Genomic DNA, 13,489 nt, shown 5'->3' on the forward strand with positions numbered 1-13,489 from the left:
GCACCTAGGCGACCGGCCGGCCCTCGGTGATGGCCAGCAATCTGTTCACCGTCGCCTGCATGTTGCGAATGTCCTCGCTGCGCGGATGCTCGGGGAAACGGGCCGCGAGCGTATCCAGCAACACGCGCGCCTCCGCTTCCTTGCCGAGCTTGTCGTAATACAGTCGCGCGACAGTCAACTGCACGTCGACGATATCGGGACTGCGCGGGAAACGGCTGTCGAAGGCATGCGCAAGACGCACGGCGACCTGGCTCTGCCCGCGTTCCGCGGCCAGCGCGACCAGACGCACGATGTCTTCGGCCTGGGTCAGCGCGAAGGCCGGATCGTAGGCCAGGCACTCGCCGGCGATCGCGAGGGCGCGCTTGTCCTGGCCCTGCGCCATCAATTGCGGAATGTAGACGCGGCCGTGTTCGCACAGCCTTTCGCCGTCGCGCAGGTCGACCAGCAGCTTGCGATAGCGGTCATGGATCGGGGCCGTGGCGCCGCGGCCCATCACCAAGGTTTGCAGCGGTCGCGTCGCGGCGTCGAGATCGCCCTGGTCGACCCCGACCTGCGATTGCCGCATCGCCTCGTCTTCTTCGGCATTGGCGAAGGTCGGGCGCACGATCGTTTCGGTCAGGTCCAGACCGAGCGCGACATGATGTTGGTAGATCAGGTAGCCGATCAGGTGATAGCCCGTCACCAGCGCAAGCAAGGTGATGACACTGCCGACCGGGACGGCGATGAAGCCCGGCGCGAACGCCAGCACGACGTTCGCGATCACCACGACGATCTGCAGCACCCAGATCAGCGCGACCGCGACGACATAGCCCATGCCCACGCGTTGCATCAGGGTGAACCAGGCCTGCGGGTTCAGCGCATACCAAAGGCTCTTGTCGATCGCGAGCAAGGCGACGGCCGCCGGCAGCACCAGCGTTTCCACCAGCAGCACGGCCAGGGCCGCCCAGATGCTGATCCAGTAGCCGACCGCAAGCGGCGCGAAGAAGAACAGCACCAGCAGCAGGATCTGGTCGCGCGCATCGCCATCGGTCGCCCAGGAATTGCCGCCCTTGCCAGGCGTGAGATGACCGCGCGCGGTGTTCTCCAGGGCTTCCACGGCGATCTTGAACGCCATGATCCAGAACACCAGCGACACCAGAAAGCCGGGAATGGGCAGGAAATTCAGCACCATGCGCCCGACAGCGAGCATCGCGATCGGGAACAGCACCTCGAGGTGGAAGGGATAGGCGAGGATCTGCGGGAATCGCTGCCAGAACGGAGCGATGGGTTGGCGCGGGGGCGTCATTGCGGCGGTATCTCGGACGGCATTCGATGATCGTCAGAGTGCCCGAATCGACCGCGGGGGTCGATGGGTGCCTAGCCGCTGAGCTGTTGCAGGAACTGAATGAGCTGGGCGCGCTGGTTCGCCGACAGCAGACGGAAAATCGGCAACAGGCGATTGAGGATCTGCGGCATTTTTTCCAGTGCCGGCTGTTTGTTGCCCAGGCGCACCTGCTCGAGCAAGGGATCGAGCGCGACCGGCTCAGCTGCCGGCGGCGCGGGAGCGGCTGCGGGTGTTTCGACCGCCTTGGCTGCGACCGGGGCGGCCGGTTCGGGGGCTTTGACCGGCACTTTGACCGGTGCTTTCTCGGTCGTCTGCGCGACTTTTCCGGCGCGGCGCGCTTCCAGCTGGGTCTGGCAACGTTCGAGTGCTTCCGGCGCCGTCGGTCCGAGGTGGACCTCCGGACTGTAAACCGCCGCACTCACGGTGATCGGCACGATCTCGCCGTCGACCTCGGGTGGATGCGCGGCGATTTCCGCACACAGGCGCTCGACCATACCTTCGATGCCATCGGGCTTACCCGCCGGCAAGGACAAGGCAAAACCGCCCAGACCGATGCGGCCGGCGGTGTCTTCCTTGCGGATGCGCTCGCGCAGCAGGCGCGCGACATGCACCGCCAACGGTTCGGCGACGGTTTTACCGCGCTTGAGAAAAATATCGCGGAAGCCATCGATTTCCAGGCAGACGAGCGTCAGCAAATGGTCGTGACGCCGCGCGTACGCGATGTCCTGCTGCAGCCGCTCGAGGAACCCAGACTTGTTCGCGAGCCCGGTCAGGGCATCGAGCGTGGTCTGCGCCTGCAGCTGTTTGGTGATGCGCTGGTAGTTGGCATGCGCACGCGCCCGCGCGAGCAGATCGACGCTGGTGAAAGGCTTGGTGATGAAATCGGTGGCGCCGCCGTTCAGGGCCTGCAGGCGCGCCGATTCGTCGTTTTCCGCGCCGGTGACGACGATGACCGGCAGATGGCTCAGACCGGTGTCGCCGGCAGCGCGGATCATGCGCAGCAGTTCGTAACCGTCGCAGCGCGGCATGGTCAGATCGGTGAATACGACCTGGATGCTGTCGTCCGCCTCGAGCTGGGCCCAGGCTTCCAACCCGTCGTTGGCGATGACGATGTCGAACTCGCCGCCCAGCATCTTCATGGCGGCTTTCTGCATGAGCTTGGAGTCGTCGACGACGAGGACCCGCGTCTTGGTACTTGCCTCGTCGCTCATCGGTTTCTCGCCGGCGGGGGGTCGGGGTCGAACTGCGGCCTGCCACGGGCCGGGGCCCGCGCAGGGGTCCAATCTAAACCAAACCCGGGGCGGCCGTTTGCGACGCCCTTCTCATCCCGCCGGGGCGGGCCCGCACGGTGGTGGCACCCGCTATTTCGCTTGCAGTCCGCGCAGGCCGGATTCCGCTTGATGGGCCACGAATTCATCATCGGGCTTGTTCAGATCGACGGTTTCGATCGCCTTGCGGAAAGCCGTCATCGCCTCTTTCTTGTCGCCGCGCACCACGGCCAACTGCCCTCGCAGCAGCCAGCCTTCTGCGAGGCCGGGGAAATCGGCGTTGAGGCGCGTCACCTGCGCCCACCCCCTTTCGGCCTGGCCCGACTGAAACATCATCCTGACCACCTGAAGCGGCGCCAGCTCAGCGAATTTGGGATCCTTCGATGCGATGAGAAACGCTTTTTCCGCCGCTTCGTTTTTCCCCAAGCGGAAGAACAGATCGCCCAGGAGATACTGGTCCTCGGTATCCATATCCGGCATCCCAGGCAAGGGAGCGATCACCTTGGCAGCCCACTCGATTTCGTGGGCGTTGACGAGCGCATTGGCCAACATCAGTTGATGGAAACTTTCGCGCGACCCAAATCGCGTCGCCTCCAGCAGATACATCGCCGTCGTCCATCGGTCGGGACTTCCCGATAGCAGCATGGCCTCGCCAGTATGTATGGTCAGCTCCGTATGCGTGGACGTCCTGATCAACGGCTCGAGCAGGGCGATGACCTCGGCATACCGCCTTTGTTCCAACAATCTTTCGGCGATGGTCACCTGTGGCCAGATGGTATTGAGAGCGAGCAAAGGCCTCTCGGCGACATGCGGCTGCAGTTCCGCAGACAGCGCCATCATTTCCTCCAGGCTGCCGCCCCATTGAGGCTCCAACGACTCCATCAGGTAGCCGGTGATCGCCCGGCACCAGGGATCCTGTTTGCGGCCCTTCTGCACGGCATCCATGACGACGTCCGGCCGGGAATCGAGCTTGCCCAGATCGATCAGCCCCGCATAGGACTGCATCAGTCTCGGCTCGATCGCCAAAGCGCGATAGTTCAATTCGATCGCCTGACCGACGTACTCGCTCATTCGTCGGAAGTTTTCCCTTGGCGTTTTCGACGCCAGCTCTCCTCCTCGAGCCCCGTGCGCCTGCAGGCGCAGGTACTCGGCACGCGAAGCCAGGGCGAAGGCACTCTGCGGCGCCATCTCCAGCCAACGGGCGGTCGTTCGATCGAAATCACCGGCATCGCCGGGATGGAGCAGCGCGCCGTGAATCGACTCGTCGAAATCGTCGTGCGAGAAATGGCGTTCCATGTACCCGCGATAGATGGCGTCGAGTTCGGCCAGTGCCTTGCGATCCAGATAGCCGTCGATCTCCGACAATGTGATCTCGCGGCCGAAAACCATTTCGCAGCTCGCCTTGGCCAGATCGCGAGGCCACGCGTTGCCGGGAAGATCGGGATAGGCCAGGCAGCGTTCGAGGGGGTCCGCTAGCGCATCGGCGGCCTTGGCCTTTGCGAAAAACTCCGCCACGGCCGGCGGCGGTGTGGGACTGACCTGTCTGACTAGCGGCACGACAGCGGGTGCCGCGGGAGCCGCGGGAGCCGCCAAGGGATTGCCGGAGGATGATTGGGCGCTACATCCCGAGGCAGCGATCAGCACTGTCCAAGAAATGCAGAACAGGAAGCGATGCCGCGTGGTCGATCGTGGAAAATTCACTGACACGCTCTCCGGCGCGGAACAAGGCCGCCAGAGTGCCTGAGGATGACGGCCGTTCCAAGGAACGCCATCCCGGCGCATGCAGTTCTGCCAACCGCCTCACGCTTTGTTTCCGAAACCCAGGCAAGATCTTCGGCCAGTTACCGTTCTTGTCGTCGCCGACGAGACGCATGAAAAGGCAGCGTTCACCGCGAATACAAATCGATGATCGTGCTGACCGCATCCCGGCACACCTGACAGAACGCATCGGATCGGTCGAACATCAGGCACTGCATCTGCGAACGGTAGTAGCCGTGCGCTTCGTAGTTCGCGCCTTCGAATGCGCCAATCACGCGGTAGTTGGGGTCGGGCGAGAACAGTTTGTTGGTGTAGGCGCGTTCGCGCTGGAACAGGGCGCTCATTTCCGATTCCGGACGCTGCGCCTTGCGCAGGGCGGCGCGCTCCTTCTGATAGTCGCGCTGGAAGGCTTCGTAGGCGGCCTTTGGCCAAGTTGTCGGTAGCGGCGTACCGGCGGCGACGTGTTCCTTCCATTTGAGGGCGGCCGGATCGCGCAGGGTCGTGACATTCGGCTCCCAGGGCTCGGGGCGCACATCGCCGGTCTGGTAGGCGACCGCGGAGGTGTAGTACTCGTCGGCGAGACCGGCGAAGTGATGGCCGAACTCGTGTACGAACAGATAATTCGCCCAGTCGTTGCTCGCGGCCGCCGTGCTGAACTGGCCGAAGATGCCGCCCCCGCCGTAGGTCACGTTGTTGACGAGAATCTCGACGAATTCGTAGGGCGCGTACTGCGCGAGCTCGCGGAACGCACGATTGTCGAGCGTGAGCACGTAGCGCTCGCTGCCGAAAATGTCGTAACGCGCACCCGTCGCCGACGGCGTGTTCTTGCCTTCCGAGGGACGCGGCACGCCGGACGCGCCGGTCGGCACGGCCAGGGCCCAGACGTTGAAATCGTTCGCGCGCTCCTTGAACGGCGAGACGGAAAAAAGATGATCGCTGAGCCGGCGCACGTCGGCTTCGAACTTGCCCATTTCCGCTGCGGTGTAACCATCGCCGATGATCAGCAGATCGACCTTCTGCGCAGACGGACCGTTGTTGCGAATCGCGATGGGCTGCACCGGCGCCGGCGGCAACTCGCGTACGACGTCGAGCGCCGCCGGATCGATATCCACCGACCAGACCGGGGCGAAGGCATTTTGCGCATCCCGGGCCAGCACGCGGACACGCACCGGTTGCGCGGGCATCGGGAATCGCAGGGATTCCTGGAAAGCGCGGTCGACCGTCCTGGCCTCGTCGGTCGTACGCCATTCGCCGAAGATCGTGCTGTAGCCCCGCGAGTACAGCAGCTGGCCGGTTTTCGCATCGCTGACTTCGAACAGGTTCATGCCGCGATTGCTGTCGTCGAGCGGATGCGCGGGATTGCCGGGCCAGGGCAAGGGCTCGACGACCACGCGCTCGAGCGCGAAATGTTCGGCCTGGGCATTGCCCGAGTGCTGGAAATCCACGCGCAGTGTCGCGGGGGTTTCGGCATTCGCCAGTGGGCTGGCCAGGGCACACACCAGCGCCAGCCAGAATCTCAAACCCGCCGCGTTCATGCCCATGCCCTGCCCTCTGTCTGTGGTGGTTGGATGGCGTCGCCGCCGAGCCCGCTCAGATCGATACGAAAACCTTGAAGCCGCCCCAGAACATGCGCTTGCCGTCGAAGGGCATGGATTTGGGATCCATCATGCAGGCCAGGCGCGGATCGGCCATCGCCTTCTTGTTGACCTTGTCGCGGTGCGCGCGCGACTTGTAGACGATCCAGGAGAAGACCACCGTTTCGCCGGGCTTGAGCTTGACGCTCTGCGGGAACGAGGTGTGCTTGCCGGGCGAAACATCGTCGGCAACGCATTCCTTGTAATCGAGGGCGCCATGATCGCGCCAGACCTTGCCGGCCGTGCGCGCCAGCTTGCGATACGCCGCGAGATTCTTGGTCGGAACCGGCACCACAAAGCCATCGACATAACTCATACGTCCTCCTGCCAAGGATGGATTGCACGGACAGCGTCCGCCTGTCGTGCATGGCGGTCAAGTCGGTGCGGGAACCGCCTTCAGGCGAGCGGCCAGCGCGCCAGTTCCCGATAGGCCTGCTCGTCGGCGAGGCTGTGCACGAGCCTGAGTTCATGGGCGCGCCAGGAAATTGGCGCGATGGCCCGGGGGACCGCCTCGCGGTCACCGTAGCAAAGCGTCACGTGCGGTTCGAAAATCGCGCTCAGCTGCGCGGCGAAGCCCGCGTGCACGAGGGCGTGATGCAGTTCCTTCCACAAATGACGCAAGGGCGCGTCGCCGCTGAGGCTGCGCAATACACAGGGCGGCCGACGCCCCGGAAAACTGCCGAGCGCATCGAGGCGAACGTCGAACGACACCGGATCGAGGCTGTCGGCCGCCGCGCTGGCCGCGGCGACCTGGTCTGCCGCCAGCGGGTCGTATTCGCCCAGAAAATGCAGGGTCAGGTGACGGCGCTCGGGCCGGACCCACTGGCAGCGGCTCGACAGGGTCGGTCGCAGTTCTTCGGCGACGCGCTCGATGCGCTCCGAGGCCGCCGCATCGGGAAAAAGCGCAAAGAACAGGCGATGGATCGGCCGCGCTGCCTCGACGCCGAACAGACCGGGTTGCTGCGCGGCGTGGGTCCAGCGGGAATGGATGGGCGGCATGGGCAGTCGATTGGGAATTCGCGGCATCTTACCGGTTGCCAAGATGGAACCCCGGCCCCAGGCCCTTTTCGAATCTGTTTCACCCCCGTTTCGGGCCGTCCCGTCTTCCCATGCCCGGTTTCGTCGCATCATGCTGGGCGCCGTCCCATCGGCTTCCTATGCTGCCCCCACGTTCCGACACCGGCATGCCCGCATGATCTCCAGCTTCGTCTTTCTTGTCCGCCTGACCTTCGCTTGGCTCATGCCGCTGATGTTCCTGACGATGTTCATCGGCAGCCTCGCCAATCCGGGAACCGACGACGCACCCTGGCCGATCGTGCTGAGCGTGACCGTGGTCATGATCTGGGTGATTACCAAGGCGTTTTCGCATGTCCGCCGCGTGCGTCTCATCGCCGGCGAGGTCAACAACAGCACCCTGTCCAATCGCCAGCGGCGCAAGATCGAAGTGCCGTTCGAAGCCGGTGAGTCCTTCGACCTGCTCGATGCGGCGATCCGCGAGCTGCCCGGCACCGAACAGATCGAAAGTGCGCGCGACAGCCTGCAGGTCCGCGCCAAGATCAAACGCGTCGATCCTTACGGCGACTTACCTGCCAGCCTCACGCGCTGGATGTGGTGGGGACCGTCGCGCAACCAGATCCTCGCGACCGTCACGCCGGGCGACGGCATCGGCAGCCTGACCCTGATCTGCGAGCCCGAAGCTGGCGCCTGGAGCGACTGGTTCCGCGTTGACGACGGCACCAATCTCGAGAATGCCGAAGCCATCACCCGTGCGATCACCCGCCGCGTTTCCGAACGCCGGCGCGGCGAGCAGGCCAGCGCGCGCCAGACCGTCACCGAGAAAGAACTGACGGTCGCCAAACTCAGCCTGCTGCATGCACAGGTGGAACCGCATTTCCTCTACAACACGCTGGCGAGCGCGCAATACCTCACGCGCAGCGATCCGCCGCTGGCCGACCAGATGCTCGGTAACCTGATCACCTATCTGCGTCATTCCCTGCCGCGTACCGATGATTCCCTGTCGACGCTGGGCGAGGAACTCGAACGGGCGCGTGCCTATCTGGACATCCTGAAGATCCGCATGGGTGCCCGCCTGACCTTGCAGATCGAGATTCCCGATTCGCTCCACGCGATTCCCTTCCCGACGATGATGCTGCAGACCCTGGTCGAAAACGCCATCAAGCACGGGCTGGAGCCGAAAACCGGCGGCGGCACGATCTGGATCCTCGCCCGGCGCAACGACGACAGCATCGCCGTCACCGTCGCCGACGACGGCCAGGGCTTCACGGCCCAGTGTCAAAGCCAGGGCACCGGCATCGGACTCAAGAACGTGCGCGAGCGCCTGCGTCTTTCCTACGGCAATGCCGCGTCTTTCGTCATCGTCGCGAATTTCCCCAGCGGCGTCGCCGCCACGATCACCCTGCCGGTGAACGGAGTCGATCATGCCTAAGTGTGTGATCGCCGAAGACGAAGACCTGCTGCGCGCTGCCCTCGTGGATCTGCTGCGCGAGACCTGGCCCGAGCTCGAGATCGTCGCCGAGTGCGACGACGGCGGCAGTGCGCTGGACGCCATCGAAACCTTCCAGCCTGAGGTGGCGTTCCTCGACATCCGCATGCCCGGCCTGACCGGCCTGGAGGTTGCAGGCGCGATCCCGATAACGAGCCCGACGACGGAAGTAGTCTTCGTGACGGCCTACGACCAGTACGCCATCGATGCCTTCGACAAAGGCGCGGTCGACTACCTGCTCAAGCCCATCGCACGCGGACGCCTGATCGCCACCGTGCAGCGCCTGAAGTCACGACTCGCCGCCGGAAGAACCGACACCGGCGCGTTGACCACCTTGTTGCAACAGCTCGCGACGGCTTTGCCGGCAGCAACGAAACCGCCGCCGCTGGGCTGGATCACCGCCAGCACCGGCAAGGAAACCCGGTTGATCATGATCGAGGATGTCGTTTATTTCCGCGCCGACAACAAATACACGGTCGTGATGACCGCCGCTGGCGAAGCCCTGTTGCGCAAGCCGATCCGCGAGTTGCTCGATGCACTGGATCCGGCGGTCTTCCGGCAGATTCACCGCGCCACCATCGTCAATCTCAAAGCCATCGAAGCCATCACCCGCGACGACACCGGCAAGAGCCTGATCAAGCTCAAGTCCCGTCCGGAAACGCTGACCGTCAGCCAATCGTTCATGGCGGTTTTCCGCAGCATGTGACGGCAGGCGGCACCTCGGCCACCGATTCTTCAAGGACACTCCCATGCGCAAGTTATTCGCCTTGCTGCTGTTCGTGCTCAATCTCAACGCCTGCGATTTGGATCCGTCAAAGACGACGCGCGTCAGCGCGATCCGCGAACTCAGTCTTCCCAAGGGGCGCATGCACGAACTGCGCGACCTGCCGAAAGGCTTCCAATACTGCCTGACGCATGGCGCGAAACCGGTCGCCCCGGCCTGCCGGTTCGCCAAGGCCTGAGCGGCGCGGCTAGGACGCGTCTTCGGCGGCGGCTTCGCGGCCCTGCTGGCGGATGATCGCTTCCTGGCGCGCGTCCTCGATCGACATCATCACCGACTGCACGTCGGCGCTGTGCTCGTCGAATTCGAACTCGCCGGTCAGCACGGCATCGGGCTTGAGCTCGCCGCGCTCGAACAAGGCCCACATTTCCTCGCCGTAGTGCGTAAGCGCCAGTTCGGGCGCGAAACGGGCGAGGCAGTCGCGCAGGTTGTGCACGTCGCGCAGCAGCATCGTGCGCGCGGCGTTGTTGCCCGCGGCACTGACGACCTGCGGAAAATCGATGATGACCGGGCCGTCGGGCGCGACCAGCACGTTGTATTCGGACAGATCGCCGTGGATCAGGCCCAGGCAAAGCATGCGCACCACGTCGGCCATGAGCTCGCGATGGAAATCGCGCGCCTGTTCCGGCGTCAATTCGACTTCGCCCAGGCGCGGCGCGCTGTGGCCGTTTTCGTCGGTGACCAGGGCCATGACCAGCACGCCGTGAAAATAGCCGTACGGCCGCGGCACGCAGACGCCGGCATCGGCCAGGCGATAGAGCGCGTCGACTTCGGTGTTCTTCCAGGCGGTTTCCTGCTCGCGGCGACCGAATTTGGTCGCCTTGCCGATCGCGCGGGTCTCGCGGCTGCCGCGGACCTTGCGCCCTTCCTGGTATTGCACGCGCGCCTGGAAACTGCGTTGCGCCATGTCCTTGTAGACCTTCGCGCAACGAATGTCGTCACCGGCGCGCACGACGTAAACCGACGCTTCCTTGCCGCTCTTGAGCGGCCGCAGCACCTCGTCGATCACACCGTCATCGATCAGGGGCTGCAGACCCTTGGGGGTTTTCATCAGGGACGGCGCGGTTCGCAAACAGGGGGCGGCCATTATGACCTGTTTCCCGGGGGCGGACCTACGCGGTGGGCTCCCAGCGGGCTTCGTCGACGATCGTGCGGTTGCGGCCTTCGCTCTTGCTCCGGTACAGCGCCGCATCCGCACGCGCGAGCCACGACTGCCAGTCTTCGCCGCGACGCAGGGCGGCACCGCCGATCGACACCGTCACCGGGCCGTCGTCGCAGCGCAGGCGGTCGGCGATGCGCACGCGCACATGCCGGTCGATCGCCAGCAGGGCCTGGGCATCGGTGCCGGGCATGAGCAGGACGAATTCCTCGCCACCAAAACGGAAGCAACGATCGGCCTTGCGCGTGCAGTCGCGGATCAGACCGGCGAAGCGCACCAGCACCTCGTCGCCGGCCTCGTGGCCGTAGTGGTCGTTGATGCGCTTGAAATGATCCAGATCGAGCATCGCCAATCCGAAGGCGGAGCCGTCGCGTTTGCTGATCTCCACCGCCAGCTGCAATTCGCGTTCCATCGCGCGCCGGTTCTGCATGCCCGTCAGCGGGTCGAGCGTGGCGAGCAGTTCCAGCTGCTCGCGCTGCGTCTCGGTGCGGTACGCGAACACGAATGCGACCATGCCCGACACCGCCGCCGTAGCCAGGAACATCGCCAGCTGCATATTGGAATCGTAAGCCCGGTGCTGCACGGTCAGGATCAGCATCGCGATCGCCGTCACCAGCACGGCGACGTTGCGGCTGAGCAGCAGGAAATTCCCCAGCAGCGCCGGATACATCCAGTACAGCCCCGGCGGACCGAGCACCGTCGCGCTGGCCAGACAGCCGACCGTGTTCACGATGGCGACGAACAGGCTTGCCGCACGCCGGTCCTCGTTGCGCCAGGCATGCGCAACCGCGGCGAGAATGCTGATGACGATGGCGAGATCGAGCGTACCGGCGACCGCGTTGCCGCTGACGAACCGGTAGACCGCGAAAGGCAGGATGCCGAACAAGGCCGCGCCGCCGAACGATGTGATGATCGTCAGCTGGAAGTCGGTCCGCAGCCTCTGCACCAGTGCGCGCATCCCTCCCCCCCGGGTGGCTTGCCCCTAGCCTACGCCTAAAGAAGCGGCGAATCCCAGCCCGGCCCTCGACCAACCCCGGTTCAGGCCGACAGGGCCTGCATCGCCAGCGCGAACGAATGCAGTCGCGCGGCGTGATCGAAGATGTTCGCCGTGAGCAGAAGCTCGTCCGGGCGATGACGTGCGACGAACGCGGCGATACCCGCGCGTACCGTGTCCGGCGCACCGACCACGGCACAGGCCAGCGCCCGGTCGACGCCGGCCTTCTCCACCGGCGTGCAGAATTCGCGGATCGCCCCGGCCGAGGCCAACGGCGGTGGTATGAGTCCCGGCCGGCCGCGGCGCAGGTTCACGAATGCCTGCTGCTGCGTGGTGAAAAGACGCGCGGCCTCAGCGTCGTCGTCGGCGGCGACCACGTTCAGCGCCAGCATGACGTGGGGCGTCGACAGGCGCGCCGACGGCTGGAATTCACGGCGGTAGAGCGCGATCGCCTCATCAAGCGCCTCCGGCGCGAAATGCGAGGCGAAGGCATACGGCAGTCCCAGGGCAGCGGCCAGGCGCGCGCCGAAAAGACTCGATCCGAGGATCCATGCTTGCACGTCCGTGCCGGCACCCGGTACGGCACGCACCGGCTGGTCGTCGGTGGCCGGTTCGAAATAGCGCAGGAGTTCGACGACATCGGCCGGAAATTCATCCGCGCCCTGGTAATAGCGACGCAGCGCGCGCGTGGCCGCCTGATCGGTGCCGGGCGCGCGACCCAGTCCCAGATCGATGCGCCCCGGATACAGCGATGCCAGCGTGCCGAATTGTTCGGCGACCTGCAGCGGCGCGTGGTTGGGCAGCATGATGCCGCCGGCCCCGACACGAATCGTCGACGTCCCGCCAGCGACATGGCCGATCAACACCGCCGTCGCCGCACTCGCGATGCCGGGCATGTTGTGATGCTCGGCCAGCCAGTACCGGCGATACCCCAGCCGCTCGCCCGCCTGCGCGAGTTCGAGCGTATTGGCGAAGGTCTGCGTCGGCGTACTGCCCACGGTGACCGGCGCGAGATCGAGGATGGACAAGGGAATCATGCAAAGCCCCACGAACACGGGAGCCTCCTACATGGGGTCGAACCCACACGACACAATCGCCGGGCCTAGACCAGGCTTGCGACGAACGGTCCAGCGCCCTTGCGTCCGCGTTTCGACCAAGCCGGTAACGTGCGGCGACTCGAAACGCGGGCGCAAGGGCGCCAACGCGACGCCCTCCGGCAGTCATGCGCTTACACTGACGAACATTCCCACAGGTTTCCCCCATGTCCGATCCGGTTCGCCTCGCCAAACGCGTCATCGAACTGACCGGCTGCTCGCGCCTGGAGGCCGAGCAATACATCGAGGGCGGCTGGGTGCGCGTGGACGGCGAACTGATCGACGAACCGCAGTTCATGGTGTCCGGGCAACAGGTCGAACTCGATGCGAACGCCCAACTCGCACCCACCGAACCGGCCACCCTGCTGCTGCACAAGCCCTCCGGCTTCGACTCCGTCGACGGCCCGCAACCGGCGGCGCCGCTGTTGAATGCCGATTCGCGCTGGCAGGACGACCCCACCGGCATCCGTTTCCTGCGCCGGCATTTCGCCCGCCAGACGGCCGTCATGCCCCTCGAACGCGACGCCAGCGGCCTGCTCGTCTACACCCAGGACGGCCGACTCCTGCGCCGCATCGGCGAAGACGCCGATCGCATCGAACAGGAATTCGTCGTCGAAGTCGCCGGCGAAATCAAACCCTACGGCCTGCGCCAGCTCGCCCTCGGCCTGCACTACCAGGGCCGCGCGCCCGCGCCGGCGAAAGTCAGCTGGCAAAACGAAACCCGCCTGCGCTTCGCCATGAAAGGTGTCCGCGACGGCCAGATCACCGCGATGTGCGCCGAAGTCGGCCTGCAGGTCGTCTCGATCAAACGCCTGCGCATCGGCCGCGTCTCGCTCGCCAAGATGCCCATCGGCCAATGGCGCTATCTGCCTGGGAACGAGCGGTTGTAGAGCGGTTGTAGAGCGGGGCTTTCGCCGTAGGCGGTCTTGCATTCGCGCTCCGAGTCGCCGCACGGTACCGGCTTGGTCGGAGCG

The 13,489-nt window shown here is 65.1% G+C and carries 13 protein-coding genes; 4 read left to right on the top strand and 9 right to left on the bottom strand.

From position 1 onward, the window contains the following. Window positions 1–4 precede the first annotated feature (4 nt). The 6 genes from G467_RS0100150 to thpR form a co-directional block, all read right to left on the bottom strand. On the bottom strand, window positions 5–1,285 hold the full coding sequence (locus tag G467_RS0100150; protein WP_022967703.1) for a tetratricopeptide repeat protein: 1,281 nt from the start codon (window positions 1,283–1,285) through the stop codon (window positions 5–7). 71 nt (window positions 1,286–1,356) lie between these two features. Then, entirely contained in the window at window positions 1,357–2,535 is a 1,179-nt protein-coding gene (locus tag G467_RS14830) for a GGDEF domain-containing response regulator (protein WP_022967704.1), read from the bottom strand. Window positions 2,536–2,685: 150 nt separating this feature from the next. Further along, window positions 2,686–4,107 carry a tetratricopeptide repeat protein gene (locus tag G467_RS0100160; RefSeq protein WP_022967705.1) on the bottom strand — a complete coding sequence of 474 codons (1,422 nt, stop codon included), beginning with the start codon at window positions 4,105–4,107 and terminating at the stop codon, window positions 2,686–2,688. A gap of 371 nt (window positions 4,108–4,478) precedes the next feature. Then, window positions 4,479–5,885, bottom strand: coding sequence for a M64 family metallopeptidase (locus tag G467_RS0100165; RefSeq protein ID WP_022967706.1), 1,407 nt, complete (start codon window positions 5,883–5,885; stop codon window positions 4,479–4,481). A gap of 55 nt (window positions 5,886–5,940) precedes the next feature. Then, complete coding sequence (locus G467_RS0100170; protein ID WP_022967707.1) at window positions 5,941–6,300, bottom strand: DUF1428 domain-containing protein; 360 nt, start codon at window positions 6,298–6,300, stop codon at window positions 5,941–5,943. 80 nt (window positions 6,301–6,380) lie between these two features. After that, a complete protein-coding gene (gene thpR / locus G467_RS0100175) occupies window positions 6,381–6,983 on the bottom strand; it encodes an RNA 2',3'-cyclic phosphodiesterase (protein WP_022967708.1) in 603 nt (200 codons plus the stop codon). 193 nt (window positions 6,984–7,176) lie between these two features. Between thpR and G467_RS0100180 the strand changes: the two genes are divergently transcribed. From G467_RS0100180 to G467_RS0100190, 3 genes are read left to right on the top strand one after another with little or no spacing between them, the layout of a single operon-like run. Continuing rightward, window positions 7,177–8,430, top strand: coding sequence for a sensor histidine kinase (locus G467_RS0100180; RefSeq protein ID WP_022967709.1), 1,254 nt, complete (start codon window positions 7,177–7,179; stop codon window positions 8,428–8,430). Further along, window positions 8,423–9,193 (top strand): LytR/AlgR family response regulator transcription factor, encoded by a 771-nt coding sequence (locus G467_RS0100185; protein ID WP_026802210.1) that lies wholly within the window; start codon window positions 8,423–8,425, stop codon window positions 9,191–9,193. The genes G467_RS0100180 and G467_RS0100185 overlap by 8 nt, the downstream gene beginning before the upstream one ends. Before the next feature lie 43 nt (window positions 9,194–9,236). Then, complete coding sequence (locus G467_RS0100190; protein ID WP_022967711.1) at window positions 9,237–9,449, top strand: hypothetical protein; 213 nt, start codon at window positions 9,237–9,239, stop codon at window positions 9,447–9,449. Between the two features lie 9 nt (window positions 9,450–9,458). Here G467_RS0100190 and G467_RS0100195 read toward each other — a convergent pair whose 3' ends face one another. From G467_RS0100195 to G467_RS0100205, 3 genes are all read right to left on the bottom strand, one after another. Continuing rightward, entirely contained in the window at window positions 9,459–10,319 is an 861-nt protein-coding gene (locus G467_RS0100195; protein WP_022967712.1) for a PA4780 family RIO1-like protein kinase, read from the bottom strand. A gap of 61 nt (window positions 10,320–10,380) precedes the next feature. Beyond that, window positions 10,381–11,385, bottom strand: a complete 1,005-nt coding sequence (locus G467_RS0100200; protein ID WP_022967713.1) for a GGDEF domain-containing protein — start codon at window positions 11,383–11,385, stop codon at window positions 10,381–10,383. A gap of 80 nt (window positions 11,386–11,465) precedes the next feature. Continuing rightward, complete coding sequence (locus G467_RS0100205) at window positions 11,466–12,458, bottom strand: LLM class flavin-dependent oxidoreductase (RefSeq protein WP_022967714.1); 993 nt, start codon at window positions 12,456–12,458, stop codon at window positions 11,466–11,468. 224 nt (window positions 12,459–12,682) lie between these two features. On the opposite strand from G467_RS0100205, the gene G467_RS0100210 reads away from it, so the two are divergent. After that, window positions 12,683–13,405 (top strand): rRNA pseudouridine synthase, encoded by a 723-nt coding sequence (locus tag G467_RS0100210; protein ID WP_022967715.1) that lies wholly within the window; start codon window positions 12,683–12,685, stop codon window positions 13,403–13,405. The last annotated feature ends 84 nt before the right edge of the window (window positions 13,406–13,489 follow it).

The sequence above is a fragment of the Arenimonas oryziterrae DSM 21050 = YC6267 genome, from assembly GCF_000420545.1.
Lineage (GTDB): Bacteria > Pseudomonadota > Gammaproteobacteria > Xanthomonadales > Xanthomonadaceae > Arenimonas > Arenimonas oryziterrae.